This is a genomic window from Kocuria carniphila, assembly GCF_004136555.1.
GTDB classification, from domain to species: Bacteria; Actinomycetota; Actinomycetes; order Actinomycetales; family Micrococcaceae; genus Kocuria; species Kocuria carniphila.
The window spans coordinates 149,958-165,313 of the sequence record NZ_NOIT01000007.1 but is presented as its reverse complement, the minus strand read 5'-3'; the positions used below and the strand labels follow the sequence as shown (position 1 = coordinate 165,313).

Annotated in this window: 17 protein-coding genes; 16 read left to right on the top strand and 1 reads right to left on the bottom strand. The window is 68.1% G+C overall.

Annotated elements, in window-relative coordinates:
* The first annotated feature begins 172 nt into the window (after positions 1-172).
* The 3 genes from EWV37_RS06960 to fdxA are packed head-to-tail and all read left to right on the top strand — an operon-like array spanning position 173 to position 1,451.
* The gene (locus EWV37_RS06960; protein ID WP_129700666.1) at positions 173-622 is read left to right on the top strand and encodes a hypothetical protein; all 450 of its coding nucleotides are present in this window, start codon (positions 173-175) and stop codon (positions 620-622) included.
* The gene (locus EWV37_RS06955; RefSeq protein ID WP_129700664.1) at positions 622-1,083 is read left to right on the top strand and encodes a pyridoxamine 5'-phosphate oxidase family protein; all 462 of its coding nucleotides are present in this window, start codon (positions 622-624) and stop codon (positions 1,081-1,083) included. Before EWV37_RS06960 ends, EWV37_RS06955 begins: the two co-directional genes overlap by 1 nt.
* Positions 1,084-1,118: 35 nt before the next feature.
* Positions 1,119-1,451 (top strand): ferredoxin, encoded by a 333-nt coding sequence (gene fdxA / locus EWV37_RS06950; RefSeq protein WP_129700662.1) that lies wholly within the window; start codon positions 1,119-1,121, stop codon positions 1,449-1,451.
* Positions 1,452-1,599: 148 nt separating this feature from the next.
* On the opposite strand, the gene EWV37_RS06945 is transcribed toward fdxA, so the two are convergent.
* Positions 1,600-2,283: a Crp/Fnr family transcriptional regulator gene (locus EWV37_RS06945; RefSeq protein WP_094764235.1), complete on the bottom strand. Its 684-nt coding sequence runs from the start codon at positions 2,281-2,283 to the stop codon at positions 1,600-1,602.
* Between the two features lie 161 nt (positions 2,284-2,444).
* Here EWV37_RS06945 and EWV37_RS06940 point away from each other — a divergent pair, with 161 nt between their 5' ends.
* The 13 genes from EWV37_RS06940 (at position 2,445) to EWV37_RS06880 (ending at position 15,353) form a co-directional block, all read left to right on the top strand.
* Positions 2,445-2,678: a heavy-metal-associated domain-containing protein gene (locus EWV37_RS06940; protein ID WP_071644956.1), complete on the top strand. Its 234-nt coding sequence runs from the start codon at positions 2,445-2,447 to the stop codon at positions 2,676-2,678.
* An 88-nt stretch (positions 2,679-2,766) separates the two neighbouring features.
* Complete coding sequence (locus EWV37_RS06935) at positions 2,767-4,767, top strand: heavy metal translocating P-type ATPase (protein WP_129700660.1); 2,001 nt, start codon at positions 2,767-2,769, stop codon at positions 4,765-4,767.
* 126 nt (positions 4,768-4,893) lie between these two features.
* Positions 4,894-5,319 (top strand): cupin domain-containing protein, encoded by a 426-nt coding sequence (locus tag EWV37_RS06930; RefSeq protein ID WP_123575383.1) that lies wholly within the window; start codon positions 4,894-4,896, stop codon positions 5,317-5,319.
* A 64-nt stretch (positions 5,320-5,383) separates the two neighbouring features.
* On the top strand, positions 5,384-6,292 hold the full coding sequence (locus EWV37_RS06925; protein ID WP_129700658.1) for an NADP-dependent oxidoreductase: 909 nt from the start codon (positions 5,384-5,386) through the stop codon (positions 6,290-6,292).
* Positions 6,293-6,534: 242 nt separating this feature from the next.
* Complete coding sequence (locus EWV37_RS06920; RefSeq protein ID WP_238663111.1) at positions 6,535-7,425, top strand: helix-turn-helix domain-containing protein; 891 nt, start codon at positions 6,535-6,537, stop codon at positions 7,423-7,425.
* Positions 7,426-7,630: 205 nt separating this feature from the next.
* A complete protein-coding gene (locus EWV37_RS06915; protein ID WP_129700654.1) occupies positions 7,631-8,725 on the top strand; it encodes an ArdC-like ssDNA-binding domain-containing protein in 1,095 nt (364 codons plus the stop codon).
* A complete protein-coding gene (locus EWV37_RS06910) occupies positions 8,722-9,669 on the top strand; it encodes a bifunctional DNA primase/polymerase (RefSeq protein WP_129700652.1) in 948 nt (315 codons plus the stop codon). Before EWV37_RS06915 ends, EWV37_RS06910 begins: the two co-directional genes overlap by 4 nt.
* Positions 9,670-9,710: 41 nt before the next feature.
* On the top strand, positions 9,711-10,508 hold the full coding sequence (locus EWV37_RS06905; protein WP_129700650.1) for a DUF2637 domain-containing protein: 798 nt from the start codon (positions 9,711-9,713) through the stop codon (positions 10,506-10,508).
* Positions 10,505-10,924, top strand: coding sequence for a hypothetical protein (locus EWV37_RS06900; RefSeq protein ID WP_129700648.1), 420 nt, complete (start codon positions 10,505-10,507; stop codon positions 10,922-10,924). Before EWV37_RS06905 ends, EWV37_RS06900 begins: the two co-directional genes overlap by 4 nt.
* 94 nt (positions 10,925-11,018) lie before the next feature.
* Positions 11,019-11,942 carry a hypothetical protein gene (locus EWV37_RS06895; protein ID WP_129700646.1) on the top strand — a complete coding sequence of 308 codons (924 nt, stop codon included), beginning with the start codon at positions 11,019-11,021 and terminating at the stop codon, positions 11,940-11,942.
* Positions 11,939-12,946, top strand: coding sequence for a ParB N-terminal domain-containing protein (locus EWV37_RS06890; RefSeq protein ID WP_129700644.1), 1,008 nt, complete (start codon positions 11,939-11,941; stop codon positions 12,944-12,946). Before EWV37_RS06895 ends, EWV37_RS06890 begins: the two co-directional genes overlap by 4 nt.
* Before the next feature lie 42 nt (positions 12,947-12,988).
* The gene (locus EWV37_RS06885; RefSeq protein WP_129700642.1) at positions 12,989-13,681 is read left to right on the top strand and encodes a hypothetical protein; all 693 of its coding nucleotides are present in this window, start codon (positions 12,989-12,991) and stop codon (positions 13,679-13,681) included.
* A gap of 19 nt (positions 13,682-13,700) precedes the next feature.
* Positions 13,701-15,353 (top strand): M23 family metallopeptidase, encoded by a 1,653-nt coding sequence (locus EWV37_RS06880; RefSeq protein ID WP_129700640.1) that lies wholly within the window; start codon positions 13,701-13,703, stop codon positions 15,351-15,353.
* Positions 15,354-15,356 lie beyond the last annotated feature (3 nt).

Sequence of the window (15,356 nt, the reverse complement as noted above, 5' to 3'; positions counted from 1 at the left end):
CCTTCGCCGGACGGTTCGAAAGAACCACTCACTAATGAGAACCGCCGGACCCCACACACCGTTTAACGGACAGACCCCACCGAGGATGATGCACATCATGTATCCGCCCGGGTGCCCGGACGTAGGGTCGAATAAACGAAATCGGAGTCGTACCACGACGAGGGAGGATCTCATGTCGGCGCACCTGCACCATATCCCTCCCCGTGCTGCTTGTGGGCTGTTCATCCTCAACACCGGATTCACGAAGCGTTCACTGGATGTGGAGGGGGCGACCGGTCTGCGGGACCAGGCGGCCAACGCGTTTCCTGTGCTCAAGAGAGTCGACCCGGTGCTTTTCGGGAAGCTGCTATCGGGTGGTGAGATCCTCCTGGGTGCGGCTTTGCTCGCACCGGTAGTGCCCACGTGGGCGGCTGCGGCCGGTCTGGCCGGGTTCTCGGGGGCCCTGATGCGGGTGTATATGAAGACGCCGGGGATGACGCGGGAGGACGGAATCCGTCCTGCGCCGGCAGGAATGGGCATCGCTCGGGATGTTTTCATGCTCGGCAGCGCCTTGGGTCTGCTCGTGGAAGAACTCACTAGCCGACAGGCTCGACGCAAGATTTCGGGAAAGACGGTGCGGTGATGGATTCGAATCAGGATGTAGAGGAACTCCCGATCAACGCGTGCTGGGCGCTGCTGCGCGCGACCACCGTCGGCCGGCTTGCCGTATGGGTGGAGGACCATCCCGATATTTTCCCCCTCAATTATGCGGTGGATCACGGGACCCTAGTTTTCCGGTCCCGGGAGGGCACGAAAGTCTTCGGCGCGCTATCCGACGCCCCGGTCGCCCTGGAAGTCGACGGATACGACCCACCCACCTCCAAAGCATGGAGTGTCGTGGCGAAGGGCCGCGCCGGCGCAATCAGCCAGGTTCACGACCTGATGGACACCGTGGACCTTCCGCTCTTTCCGTGGCAGGCCGGTGAGAAGAAGCGGTTCATTCGCATCCACCCCGACCTGATCACCGGCCGCCGTTTCCCCGTGGCCGACCCTGACATATGGCGAACGCCGCTATCGGACGTCAGACGTGCATCGCCGGAATAGCACGTCCTTCCAGCAAACCCCATGGAGAGTGACCCATGACCTACGTAATCGCCCAACCCTGTGTGGACGTCAAGGACAAGGCCTGCGTCGAAGAATGCCCGGTCGACTGCATCTATGAAGGAGAGCGGTCGCTGTACATTCATCCAGACGAGTGTGTCGACTGTGGCGCCTGCGAGCCGGTCTGCCCGGTTGAGGCCATCTATTACGAGGACGACGTCCCGGACCAATGGGCAGAGTATTACAAGGCCAATGTCGAATTCTTCGACGAACTCGGTTCACCGGGTGGTGCCGTCAAGCTCGGCAACACCGGCCGGGACCACCCCCTGGTTGCGGCATTGCCACCGCAAAACCAAGATATCGGCCTTTAGGTCGGCCCCTTCGCCCGCTTTGCGCCCGTGCCGGGGGAAGCTCGTAGGGAGCAGCCCACACAGGTGACGCCACTGCAAGAAGGTCAAGGGCGGGTTCGAGTTGCACCGGATACTGCCCAGGAGGCCGCCACGCCGCAGCGGCACCGGACTATCGAGGTGTGGCTACGTGTTCAAGCGCATCGATATCGAGAATCGTGACCTCCCGGCGCCCGTGCAATTCGATAAGGCCGGAGGCAGAGAGCGCGGCAAGGCGTCGACTCAGGGTCTCCGGCGTCGTGCCGAGGTACGCCGCGATTTCCTGTTTCGCCATCGGAAGTCTCACCGTGGCCGCTCCGTCCCGCATGGTGCCAGGTAGGTCCAGGAGGTAGGCCGCGACACGGGCATTGACATCGCTGGAGGTGATGGCGGCCAGCAGTCGCTCGACGGAAGAGAGGCGGTCGGAGAGCGTCCGCAGCATCCGCTGACTGATGTCGGGGTAGTCACGAAGTAGGACTGCAAGGTCGGCATGGTCGAACACGCACATCCTGCTCTCTTCCAGCGCGACGGCGAGATCGTTCGGACGGTGGCCCGTCAGGAAGGCACGTTCACCCACAACATCACCGTCGGTCACCGTTCGCAGGATCTGCTCCTGACCATTGGCGGCCGCGTGGCTGACCTTGAGCTGTCCACTGTGCATCACCAGCAGGCGCGAGACCGGCTGTCCGGGCGCATAGACGATCTCCCCCTTTTCGGCGAGTACCGGGCGGGCAAAGTCCGCAACACGCAACTGTTCCTGACGGGTGAGGCCTTGGAAGATCGGGACGCGGGTGACGCACAAGTCATCCTCGGGCATGACAACACTTTATCCCACGCCGACCCGACGCGACCGTAACGGACGGGCCAGCGGCGCTCGGGGAGGAGCCCCGCGAACTTGATCTATGTCAAGGAGTTCGCGGCACGGCGAACCTACGGTGAAGGTGTCAGTAAGAAACACCAAGACGGAAGGATTCCACAATGACCACCGCGACCACAACCCACACCATCCTCCGCGCGGAAGGTTTTTCCTGCCCCTCCTGCGTGGCCAAGATCGAGAAGCAGGTCGGCCGCCTCAAGGGTGTCGAGAACGTGAAGGTCCACTTCGCCTCCGCCCGCATCGAGATCGACCACGACGCCGAGCGCGTTTCGGTGGATGACCTTGTTGCCGCCGTCGTGAAGGCCGGCTACAAGGCCACGCCCGCGGCCTTCTAACGCCAGCGGGCCCCACAGGGCCCGCTCACATTTCCCCCTTCATCCTGCCGGTACGCCGGCTCAAGACGCAGAAAGGTCGTACCCGAAAGTGAACAGGCTCCAGAAATGGGTCTATGGGAACTGGTCCGTTCCCGTCGTGTCCGGCGTGCTCATCATCATCTCGTTCGCCCTCCAGTGGCTGGGCGGGGGTGTCGCCAACCTCGCCGTCAGCCCGCAGTGGTGGCTGGACGCCGGCGCCCACGCCGCGCATGCCAGCGCGGCCTTCACCCTCGGGGATGTCTTCATGATCGCCGCGGCCGCCGTCGCCGGCTACGGGATCGTACTCAAGGCGGTTCGCGCGCTGACCGCCAAGGTCATCGGCATCGACCTGCTGGTGTCGGTTGCGGCGATCGGCGCGGTCATCATCGGCAACTTCTGGGAGGCCGCGGCGGTGACGTTCCTGTTCGCCATCGGCCACGCCCTGGAAGCTGCCACCTTGAACAAGACGCGCTCGGCACTGGCCGAACTGGTCGCTGTCGCCCCGGATTCCGCGATCATCGTGCGCGAGGGTGAGCAACAGGAGGTCCCTGCCGGGCAGGTGAGAATGGGCGAGATCGTGCTGGTCAAGAACGGCGCGAAGGTCCCCGTCGACGGTCAAGTCGTCTCGGGCACCGGCGCCATCGATGAGGCCTCGATCACCGGCGAGTCGATCCCGGTGGAGAAGGTCAAAGGCGGCCAGGTCTTCGCCGGCACCGTCTCCCGCGGTGGGTTCCTGCAGGTGCTGGCCACCGGCATCGGTGCCGATACCACCCTGGCCCGGATCATTCACCGGGTCGAGGAGGCCCAGGACGCCAAGGCCCGCACCCAGGCGTTCATCGATCGCTTCTCCGGCTGGTACACCCCAGCGGTGATGGTGCTGGCCCTGGCGGCCGGACTGATCTCCGGCGACGTGGTGCTGGCCCTGACTCTGCTGGTCATCGGCTGTCCCGGCGCCCTGGTGATCTCCATCCCGGTCGCGATCGTGGCCGGCATCGGCCGCGCCGCCCGCAACGGCATCCTGATCAAGGGCGGCGAATTCCTGGAGACCTCGGCGAAGATCTCCGCGGTTGCCGTGGACAAGACCGGCACCCTGACCGAGGGACGCCCGCAGCTGACCGACGTCGTCGTCCTGGACTCGGCGTTGGAGCGCAGCGAGGTGCTGCGCTGGGCTGCCGCCGCTGAGGCCGGCTCCGAACACCCGCTGGCCCGTCCCATCCTGGACACCGCCCAGGCCGAGGGAGTAAGCCCGCACGGCATCCCCGGCACGGTCACCCCGGTCCCCGGCAAGGGCATCGTGTCCGATGTCGACGGTCGGCGGGTGCTGATCGGTAACCCGCCGCTACTACTCCAGTACGGCGTTGTCGATGACGGCAGCGCCGCCCAGGCGGCGGAATCGCTGGCCGCCGAGGGCAAGACGCCGATGATCGTGGCGGTCGATGACAAGGTGATCGGCGTCGTCGCCGTCGCCGATCAGGTCCGACAGGATGCACCCGAGATGGTCGCCCGCCTGCACCGGGCCGGCGTGGAGAAGGTGGTCATGCTCACCGGTGACACCCGGCTGGTGGCCGAGGCCATCGGGAAAGCCACCGGGATCGACGAGATCCACGCCTCCCTGCTTCCCGAGGACAAGCTGGACGTGGTCGCGCAGCTGCAGCAAGAGGGCCACACGATCGCCATGGTCGGCGACGGCGTCAACGACGCCCCGGCCCTGGCCACCGCGAACATCGGCGTGGCGATGGGGGCGGCCGGCTCGGCCGTAGCCGTGGAGACCGCGGACATCGCCCTGATGGGCGACAACCTGCTCAAGCTGCCGGAAGCTATCGGATTGGCCAAGCGGACCGTGTCCGTCATGCGGCAGAACATCGCGATCGCCCTGATCACCGTGGTGCTGCTGCTGGCCGGCGTCTTCGCCGGCGGAGTGACCATGTCGATCGGCATGCTCGTCCACGAAGCCTCCGTACTGGTGGTCATCGCCAACGCGATGCGACTACTGCGCAACGCCCGCGGCTCCACCACGATGCCGAAGAGCGAGAGGACCACCGGAACAGCGGCGCAACAGGTCAACGCCTGACATCGAATCCGCGTAAGCGGCAAACAGGTACCCAGCCGCTACCGCTCCCGGCGCGGGACACACCGACAAATTCACAACAACGACCCGAACACCGAAAACGAAAAACGCAACTGGAGGAGAGCAATCATGAACGGAAAGAACTTCACCCTGGGAGACAACGTCGAGCATTTCACCATCGCGGACGTGGCCCGGGACAACCCCGACTTCCGGAAAGTGCTGTGGACCGGTGAACACGCCCAGATCGTGGTGATGACCATCCCGCCCGGCGGCCAGATCGGCGACGAGGTCCACGAGCACACCGACCAGATCCTGACCTTCGTCTCCGGCACCGGCGAAGCCGATCTCAACGGCCACACCCACCCCATCGATGCCGGTGACCAATGCGCGGTACCGGCCGGAGCCCGGCACAACTTCCGCAACACCGGCGACGAGCCGCTGGTGCTCTACACCATCTACAGCCCACCGGAGCATGCTGCCGGCGCCGCCTTCGCGACCCGGGAGGAAGCCGACGCCGCCGAAGCCGCCGGTGAGGACGAACCCCCTCGGCTCTGACCCCCATCGTCACGTTATCTAGAGCACTAAGACACACCACTCAGATCAGAAGGAGATCGCATTCATGTCCAAGGTCTACGTCTTCACCGACTACGGCGGACCCGAAACCCAGCAGCTGATCGACCGGCCTATTCCGGAGCCTGGACCCGGGGAACTGGCCATCGAGGTCCGGGCCGCCGGTGTGAATCCGGCCGACTGGAAGATGCGCGAGGGCCGGCTGGGTCGTGCCTGGTCGTTGCCGGCGCCGATGGGCCGTGAAGCCGCCGGCGTGGTCATCGCGGTGGGCGGCGGGACCGAAGGCTTCGCGGTGGGCGATGAGGTGCTCGGCCTGGTGGCGCCCGGGCAGGGCGGACTGGCCGAGCACACGCTCTTGAGCGCCTCCACCACTGTGGCCAAGCCCGAGGAGATCTCCTTCATCGACGCCGCCACCATTCCGGTGGCCGCAGCCACCGCCTATGACGCCACCCACCAAATCGAACTGGAACCAGGCCAGACCCTGCTCTTGTTGGGCGCCGGCGGCGGGGTGGGGCTGATGGCCGCGCAGATCGGCCGGGTACACGAGTTCACGGTCCTCGGCGTGGCCGACGTGGCCAAGCGGGAACTGGTCGAGTCCACCGGTGCGGCCTTCATCGGATCCGGTTCGGGCGTGGCCGATCGCGTGCGAGAAGTCGCTTCCAGCGTCGACCTGATCGTCGATCTCGTCGGCGGTGACGCGCTGCGTGCCGTCGCCGATCTGGTGGCCGATCCGGGGCGGATTATCTCCGCGGCCGATCCGGACGCCGCGGTCGAACTGGGCGGCCGGGGCTTGGCACGTACGACTGAGGCCATGGGGAAGATCACCGAGGTGATCCAGTACGGGCTGGTCGACCCCCATGCGGACACCCAGTACGACCTCAATGACGCAGGTCAGGCGATCGCAGCCGTGGAGACCGGGCACGCCGGCGGCAAGGTCGTCGTGGTTCCCGAAGGCTGATCAGCCATGCCGGGCGTGGGGGCGAGTTGCGTACTGCGGATGCCCTTACGCAACGCGTCCATCATGGCCCGATCTGCGTCGTCGCTGACGAGGGCGCGAACCTCGTCCCTGGCACGTGATGATGTCAGCCGCACTGGAGGGGAGGGCGGCTGATGGGATCGCCCGCGGCCGAGAGCAACGCCGCACCCCCTGGGGGTGCCAGTCGTCGCCGGTTTTCTCCGATCCTTGCTCGGACCCGGACCGTGCATTCCCCGGTGGGCCCGGTGGCCTATGACTGCGTGAAGGTGATCGTGGTCCGATCGGGTTCGGCGATCCTGTTCAGTGAGTTCGGGCAGAAGCCCGTCGGCGCGGGCGATGTGGTGGTCCTGAGCGCGAATGTCTTGTGTGGCAGCGAACCGGAGGGCCACATCACCGTCACCACGGTCTACCTGGACACCGACTACCTGGTGGACCAGGTGTTCTGGCAGCATGCCGGTCTGCTCCAGGACCGGCTCGATGCCCAGGGACTGGTGGAGACGATCTACACGGAACCGGCTCAGGCGCTGCGGCTGGGCGAGGACCGGACCGGGATGCTGATGCCCTGGCTGGATGAACTCGTGGTGCTGAGTATCGATGGCGGGTTCGGAGCGCACTTCTACCGGATGCAGGCGTTGTGGTTCGCGATTATCGACGTGGTCGCCCCGTTCGTCCGCGTATCCCAGGTGCGGCTGTCTCCGACCCAACGGGCCCGCACTCGGCCCACTCTGCCGCGGGATCGGCGGTTTGCTCCGATGCGGAACGAAGCGATGCAGGCCCGGGAGGCACTGCACGGAGCAATCGCCGAGTCCTGGACCCTACCCAGTCTGGCTGGCATGGTGCATCTGTCTCCGAAGCAGCTGGTCCGGGTCTTCGCCGACACGTACGGCAAGACACCGCTGGCCTATCTGAAGATGCTGCGGGTGGCGGAGATGGCGCGCCTGCTGCGTGAGACCAACGTGAGTGTCAGCGAGGCGGCACACCAGGTGGGGTGGCGTAGCCGCAGCCGGGCCAGCGAGGCGTTCGTCGAGTGCACCGGCCTGACCCCGCGCCGCTACCGGACCATGCACGTGACGGGCACGGGTTGGCCGGGAAACGGACAACCGTGTCGTCCATAGGGACGTCAATGAGACCTGCAGCGTCCGCGGCCGGGCGCTGACTGTTATCCCGGAGGGTACGTCAGGCACGCCGCTGTTCCTGACGGCCACGGCACTGGGCTTGCTGTCGCTGGCCGTCTCGACCCGCTGGTGTTCCCGGCGTACCTGATGGTCACCGAGCCCACTTCCGGCCCGGTACTCAGGGTAGCGGGAGGAGACATCGGCGATGGCCACGACACGGGAGAGCACCCGGGAACAGCGGGAGGCGAAGCTCGACGAGCTGCACGAGCGGCTCACCTCTGCGGTCGAACAGCTCGTCTCCGGCGAGGATTGGCGGCGGGCGCTCGCGTTTGCGGCACGGTTTAGGGCGCGATCGTTCTCGAACACCCTGTTGATCTGGGCACAGCACGCTGGCGCCTACGAGGCGGGCCGGGTACCCGATCCGATGCCGTCGTATGTCGCGGGCTACCGGCAGTGGCAGGGCCTCGGCCGACAGGTGGAGAAGGGCCAGTCGGGGTACATGATCCTCGCCCCGGTCACCGGCCGCTTCGCCACCGCCACACCGTCTGATCCGGAGTCGTGGAGGCGGCTCGGCAAGGGCGAAAAGCCCCGCCCCGGTGAGGTCGTGCGCTCGAAGATGATCACCGCCAAGCCCGCCTACGTGTGGGACGCCTCCCAGACTGCCGGTGACCCGATCCCGGAACCGCCCGCGCCGAAGCTGCTGGAAGGCGAAGCACCGGTCGGGTTGTGGGATGGCCTGGCCGGGCTGGTTGAGGAGCGCGGGTTCACCGTGCTGTGGGTGCCGCACGAGGGGATGATCCACGGCGCCAACGGCGTAACGGACTACACGGCGAAGACGGTCGCGGTCCGGGAGAACATGGACCCGGCCGCGCAGGTCAAGACGCTCGCCCACGAACTGGGCCATGTCCTGCTGCATGGTCCCGATCAGGAGGACGCGCGCCAGCATCGTGGGATCGGGGAGGTGGAGGCCGAGTCGGCGGCGCTGATGATCGGGGCCGCCCATGGTATGGACACCTCCGGGTACACGATCCCCTACGTGTCGACCTGGGCGGCACGGGTCGATGGCAAAGAGCCCGTCGAGATTGTCAAGGCAACCGGTGAGCGGGTCCGCAAGACTGCCCTGGCAATCCTCGATCAGCTCGACACGGTCCAGGTCGCCAATGGCACCCCGCCCGGCCTGGACCGCGACACCCCGCAACACGGACACGCGGCACGCGAGCCGCGGCGGGTCGAGCCGTTCCCGGAACCCGAGGCGCAGATGGCATCGGCCACGCCAGCGATCCAGCGGCAGGGGTTGTGATGGCCTCCCCCGACGCCGCCGTGAGCGTCCTGGCGAGGATGACCGAGCAGCGGCCGGTCTGGGCCGTGGCGCGGGACCTGGCCGCTGCGGGGGTGCCGGTGTTCCCGTGCCTGCCCGGCGGCAAGCGCCCGCTCACCCCGCGTGGCTTCCACGATGCCACCACCAACCCCCGCCAGGTGCAGGCATGGTGGCGGACACACCCGGAGGCGAACCTCGCCGTTCCCACCGGTGCCGCTTCGGGAATTGTGGTCGTGGATGTCGATGTCCACGGCCCTGTCGACGGCTACCTGGCGTTCGAGCGCGCTCACCGTGCCGGGCTCGTCACCGGCTGGCAGCTCCTCAACACAACGCCGTCAGGCGGGATGCACGCCTACTACCCGGCCACCACGGAGCAGGGACAGCGGTCCTGGCAGGCCGCGCGCGCGGGGATCGACTTTCGCGGTGACGGCGGCTACATCATCGTCCCGCCCTCGACGGTATCCACAGGCGAGCAAGCGGCCGGTTACCGGGTGCGGCGGATCAGCACCGGGCCGGTGTCGGGCCTCGACTCAGACCGGCTGAGGGACTTCCTCGACCCCCGCCCCACACCCCCGCGCACGTCAGGCCAGGGTGTTGAGCGGTCCGCGGACGTGTCACGATTGGCGGCATGGGTCGCCGCCCGCGGCGAGGGTGAACGGAATCGCGGCCTGTTCTGGGCTGCCTGCCGGCTCGCTGAGAACGGTGTCCCGGCCCCGGAGGCGCTCGACGTCCTCTCGGCAGCGGCATCCCAAGCCGGGCTGGGTGAGCGGGAGATCAACGTGACCGTCCGCTCGGCCTACCGCACCGCCCAACCCGAGTCGCGCTTGTTGTCGTCGCCGGTGCGGGATGGCGCACCGGAGGCGGCCGCCTGGTTCGGTCGGGACGCGTCCGAAGCGTCGTCGGCTCCGGTGCGGGGGCTGTCATGAGTGCCCTCCCCGCGTCCGGGCAGAGGAGCCGGCGCTGGGCGGTGGTGACCGCGGTGGCCGGGACGGTGTTCATCGCCGCTGGCGCGTTCTGGTTGTCGTTCACCGCGTTGGCCGACCTTGCCGCGCGCTCGGGGGTCGGCGGCTCGCAGGCGTGGGCGTGGCCACTGATCGTCGACGGCATTATCGTCGTGGCCACCGTCGCCGTCGTGGCCCTGGCCGGGCACGAGACGGCGTGGTATCCGTGGACGCTGTTGATCGGCGGCGCCGCCGTGTCGGTGACCGCCAACGCGCTTCACGCCGTCGTCGGCGCCGATGCCGACGTGCCCGGAGTCCTGGCTGCCGCGGTGGCTGCGGTGCCGCCGGTGGTGCTGCTGGCGATCACCCATCTGACCGTCATCCTCACCCGCCCGCAACCCTTCACCGAGGAGCGGGTGTCCACCAACGAAGCGATGTCAGCCGAGGAGCCCGCATCCACGATCGAATCCCTGGTCGTCGAGAAGTCCGGAACCGTCGGGATACCGGCGCCGGAGCCAGCAGCGGCGGCCTCAGCCGGTGCCGAGGTTGCCGCGCCGCCGACCCCGAATGAGAGCAAATCACTCACAGCACCCGGCACGATGCAGGCACCTGCGGTGGGCACTCCTGAGCTGACGGTCGGCTCCGGAACGGTCCCGATTGGTCGGCGTGCCCGTGCAGCGGAGCTGCGGGGGCAGGGGTGGTCGAACAAGAAGATCGCCCGCGAGTTGGACGTGCATCCCTCCACGGTGGGCCGCTGGTTCACCGGTGCGCACCTTCCCGACAACACCAAACACACCGATGTCGAGGAGGCGAGGACACCATGAGCCGCGAACACGACCACGACCGGCGACGGCCCGACACCGACGAGCGGGCACCCGAGCCGGAGACAGAACGCACGGCATCCGAGCCTGTGGAGCAGCATGAGGCTCCGGAGGCGGTACGGGCGGCGGAGGTCGCCCGTCGACGCGCCACCGGGACGTCGAAGCCCGCAGCGGATGCGCGACGGGTGCGCGGTGTGGAGTGGGTGCGGCCCACGGACCTTCTGGCCCGCCAAGGGTCAGCGCTGGCGGGGCGGGGCATCGATTTCGAGGTCGAACTGGCCCGCCGCACCCGCACCCCGCTCACCACTGGTGCCCGCCACCTGGGTGAGCGGGTGCGGCGGTTGCCGCCGCTGTCCGCATTCGGCCGCGGCCCCGTGGGTCAGGCCCCTCCGGCGCGGCCCGGGGTCGGGATGAGCTGACAGGGGCCGGTGATCAGCGATGCATGCGCCAACGAGGACCCCCAGCGGGGCTGGGGACGGCGCGTGCACCTGCTGGTCAGGAGGTGCCCCGACCATGGCCCCACACACCGACCCCGTTCATCACACACCATCTGCCGTTGGCAAGGACTTCACAACCGGTGAAGGCCTGCGCGCCCTGCTGCACCGGCTCCACCACGCCGGACCGGGCGCCTGGACACGCGACCCCACCGCCGCCGAGCTGATGGGCTTCACCGCGGAGAAGTACAAGCCATTGGCGCGCAAGCACGGGCTGGACCCGTGGGAGGCCGCCTCGGCGGCATTCGATGTGATGCGCACCCGGGCGACCCGCGAGGCCCACGACCCGTGGGCGGTGATCACGCACGCGGTGCGGATCACCTGCATCGCCGAGGAACGCGCCCAAGGGCGGCTGTGCTCAGTCCACCAGGCCCGCCGCCCGCACGTCTCGGCGTTCCACGACCCCGAACGCTTCTCCGACCGCGAGACGCCGCTGGCCGACTACCACCCGGCGTTCCAGGTCACCGACCACACGCCGGACGAATCCGCGGCCGGGGAGCCCGTGGTGTTGGCCCGCGCGTACACGTCTGCCAGTTCGGCGGTCGAGGATGCGATCGCCCTGTTCACGCTCCTGGACTGGCCTGCCGACACGGCCCGGGCCTCGGTGGATCACGTATGCGCGGCGCTGACCCGGGTCGGCACCCGGCAGGCCGCCTACGAGGCGCTGCGGCGGGACAAGCACGCCCGAGCCCTACTCGACATCCCCGGCCACTCGTGGACGGCACTGTTGAAGGCGCTGCTGGGCAACCCCCATCCCGCCTACGCCGCCACCGGTACCGGACGCGGTGTGCTGTTGCGGCTGCTGATCGGCGAGACCCTGTCGGTGCTGCTGCGTGACGACGACCTCGTCCTCGCGCTCTCTCTCGCCGCACCCACCCACCACCACGGCCGCGATGACCGTGACGTTGACAGTGATGCCTCCGCCGGGGGTGGGTCACGGTGAGTGCCCCGGCAGGGTTCATCGAGCTGGAGCGCAGCGTCGCCTCGATCCGCGTCGGGCGCCGGCACCGCACCGAGCTGGGCGACATCGACGCACTCGCCGCCTCCATCGACCGCGACGGCCTCCTCCAGCCCATCACCCTCACCCCCGACGGCGTGCTCGTCTGCGGGGCCAGAAGGCTCTCGGCAATCAAACAGCTCGGATGGAAGAGCGTCAACGTGTGGGTCCGCTCGGGAATCTCCGACCGGCTCGGACACCTCTTGGCCGAGCAGGACGACAACGTCCTGCACAAACCCCTGACCCAGACCGAGGCCGCCGCCCTCTACCGGGAGCTGAAAGCGCTGATGGCCGAGGACGCCGCCCGCCGGCAGGCCGCGGCCCGGTTCAGTGCGGCGAATCAGCCGGGAAGTGACGGTGGTGCAAATTGTGCACCACCGTCACCTGGCGGGAAGGCCCGGGAGCAGGCGGCGGCGATGATCCCAGGCGGTGCGTCCCACACCACGCTGGACAAGATCAGCTACCTCCAGCAACTTGCCGACGACACCGCCCAGCCGGCCGAGCTACGCCAATACGTGGCCGGCGAGCTGGAGCGGATCGACGCCGGTGCCGCCGTCGATCCGATCTACCGGCACATCGACGATCTCGCCGAGACGGCCAAGAACCACCGCGAGGCGGATCTGCACCAGCTTGCCGCCGACGCGCTCGCCCGCGCCAAGAGCGCGACAGCGAAGAAGCGCACCCCCCGTCCCGCCCCGCCATCCGACGATGTTGCTGCGCCAGTGCCGTATCCGGTGCGGGCGTTCGTGCTGACCTGGACCGAACTGGCCAACTGGTGGACCCACTACGACGCCGAGCAGCTCGCTGCCGAACTCACCGATGAGCAGATCGAGTCCTTCCTGACCGCCGTCGAGGGCACCAGTAGGTTCGCCGAGGAACTGCGTACCGCCCGCGACCGCCGGGCAGGCCACGAGACCCCGCCCGCACGGGGGCACCTGCGCGCCCTCTGAGCATTCGGTTGATTGCGGGTGCTCGTGGTGCACCTACCGGGCATGAAGACTCCCGACCTCTCCGACGCTCGGTCCCGCCACCGGATAATCGCCGTGCTCGCCGCGCTCGTGGCGGTCCTGGTGTTGGCCGGTGTCGGCGTGTACGGCCTCCTCGCCGGACCACCCACCGCCAACGAGGACGCCAATCGCGACTCCGGGCCTGGACCAGCTGTGACCGCACCCAGCGATCCAGCATCGACCGCGACACCGCGTCTGCCGAGCGTGTCGGCCTCGGCTGATCCGGAGACCTTCGCCCGCAACGTCGCGACGGCGCTGTTCGCCTGGGACACGGCCAGCGGGTTCATGCCCCTGGACTACACCTCGGTCGTCCTCGCCGTCGGCGACCCCTCGGGTGCCGAGCAGGCCGGACTCGCCGCCGACATCGCCACCTACCTGCCCAACCGGGACGCCTGGATCGAGCTGCGCCACTACGCCACCGCCCAGCACCTGAGCATCGACCGGGTGTACGTCCCAGACGCCTGGGATGCGGCCCTCGAACAGGCACAACCGGGCCAGCTCGCCGAGGGCACCATCGCCTACACGATCGAGGGCACCCGCCACCGCACCGGCACCTGGAACGACGAGACCGTCACCTCCGAGCATCCGGTGGCGTTCACCGTGTTCCTCGTCTGCGCGTCCACCTATGACACCTGCCACCTGCTGCGGCTCTCCCAGCTCGACAACCCCCTCCGATAGGTCCGGGGGTGACTGTCTCGTGGTGAAGAAGCTCGCCGTCGCCGCTCTCGCGCTGGTGTTCCTGGCGCCATCGCTCGTCTTGGTCGGGATCGGGGTAGTGATGAACCCAGCCGCCTCGGCCTCCTGCTCCGTAACCGGCACAGGGGTCACAGTCGGTGACGTCCCCGACGAACTGGAGGTCACCACCGCCAACGACGAAACGTTCACGCTGAACCGGGAGCAGCTCACGCATGCGGCGACAATCATCGAAACCGGCACGAGCATCGACGGGGTCACCCGCGATGGACTCCAGATTGCGCTGATGGCCTCGCTGACCGAGTCCACCCTGCGGATGCTGTCCAACACCAGTGCCTACCCGGAATCGGCGGACTATCCCAACGACGGCGACGGCTCCGACAACGACTCCCTCGGCTTGTTCCAGATGCGCCCGCAATCCGGCTGGGGCACCGTCGCCGAGCTGATGGACCCCGGCTACCAGGCGCAGGCGTTCTTCGGCGGACCCACCGGCCCCAACCACCCCTCACCCCGTGGCCTGTTGGACATTCCCGGCTGGGAACAGATGGACAAGGGCGAAGCCGCCCAAGCCGTCGAAGTCTCCGCCTACCCCGACCGGTACCGCAACTACGAGCCGGTCGCCGAGACCATCCTCAGCACGCTCACCGGTGCCACCACTGGCACCGCCACCACCACGGGCGCGGCGACCGGCGACATGGTTCCAGCAGTGCAGGCGGTCGCGGAGTCATCGCGAGTGGTGTTCCCACTACCGGAGGGCACGTGGGTGCTCACCTCCGAGTTCGGGCCGCGGGTCCATCCGATCACCGGGGAGAACTCGACCCATACCGGCACCGACTTTGCCGCCCCGGACGGCGCTGCGATCCTCGCGGCGGCCGATGGCACCGTCACCGTCACCGAGTTCTCCGGTGGCAATGGCGGCCTGATCGTCATCGAACACACCCTCAACGGGCAGACGGTGGCGACGGCGTACCGGCACATGTGGGAGACCGGCATCCACGTCGCCGCTGGCGACCGGGTGACTGCAGGGCAGCACATCGGCGATGTGGGCTCCTCGGGCAACAGCACCGGCCCGCATCTGCACTTCGAGGTCCGTACCGGCGGCACCGACGGCAAGTACACCGACCCCGCCGCCTGGCTCAACGCGCACGACGCCGCCGACCTGCCCGAACCCGAAACCGGCGCACCCGCCGGCTGCGCCCCAGACACCAGCACACCGGGTGCGGACCCGGACCCGGTCGACGGAGACCCGAACCGGACGGTCGATGACCCCACGACGGATGGGCAGATCACCGCCCGGCTGCTCGACCTCTACCAGCAGGGCACCGCAGCATTCCCCGAAACATCCTGGGCCTGCTACTCACCCCGGCCCGGCAGCACCTCCGAACATCCCCTGGGAAGGGCCTGCGACATCACCTTCGGCAACGCCATCGGCCACCACCCGACCCCGGCACAGCTCGAAGCCGGCTGGGACATCACCAACTGGATGAAGACCCACGCCGAAACCCTCGGGGTCGAGTACCTCATCTGGCAGGGCAAGATCTGGTCCCTTGCCCGCGACGGCGAAGGCTGGCGCGACTACACCGGCGGCGGCATGCACGACCCGGGCGATGTCACCGGCGGCCACTACGACCACCTCCACGTCACAGTCGGGAGCTGAGCG

Excerpts from the sequence above, each read along its gene's own strand:
- EWV37_RS06960 (WP_129700666.1), top strand. The coding sequence starts at position 173 with ATGTCGGCGCACCTGCACCATATCCCTCCCCGTGCTGCTTGTGGGCTG.
- fdxA (WP_129700662.1), top strand. The coding sequence starts at position 1,119 with ATGACCTACGTAATCGCCCAACCCTGTGTGGACGTCAAGGACAAGGCC.
- EWV37_RS06915 (WP_129700654.1), top strand. The coding sequence starts at position 7,631 with ATGGCCACGACACGGGAGAGCACCCGGGAACAGCGGGAGGCGAAGCTC.
- EWV37_RS06900 (WP_129700648.1), top strand. The coding sequence starts at position 10,505 with ATGAGCCGCGAACACGACCACGACCGGCGACGGCCCGACACCGACGAG.
- EWV37_RS06895 (WP_129700646.1), top strand. The coding sequence starts at position 11,019 with ATGGCCCCACACACCGACCCCGTTCATCACACACCATCTGCCGTTGGC.
- EWV37_RS06940 (WP_071644956.1), top strand. The coding sequence starts at position 2,445 with ATGACCACCGCGACCACAACCCACACCATCCTCCGCGCGGAAGGTTTT.
- EWV37_RS06955 (WP_129700664.1), top strand. The coding sequence starts at position 622 with ATGGATTCGAATCAGGATGTAGAGGAACTCCCGATCAACGCGTGCTGG.
- EWV37_RS06945 (WP_094764235.1), bottom strand. The coding sequence starts at position 2,283 with ATGCCCGAGGATGACTTGTGCGTCACCCGCGTCCCGATCTTCCAAGGC.
- EWV37_RS06925 (WP_129700658.1), top strand. The coding sequence starts at position 5,384 with ATGTCCAAGGTCTACGTCTTCACCGACTACGGCGGACCCGAAACCCAG.
- EWV37_RS06930 (WP_123575383.1), top strand. The coding sequence starts at position 4,894 with ATGAACGGAAAGAACTTCACCCTGGGAGACAACGTCGAGCATTTCACC.
- EWV37_RS06885 (WP_129700642.1), top strand. The coding sequence starts at position 12,989 with ATGAAGACTCCCGACCTCTCCGACGCTCGGTCCCGCCACCGGATAATC.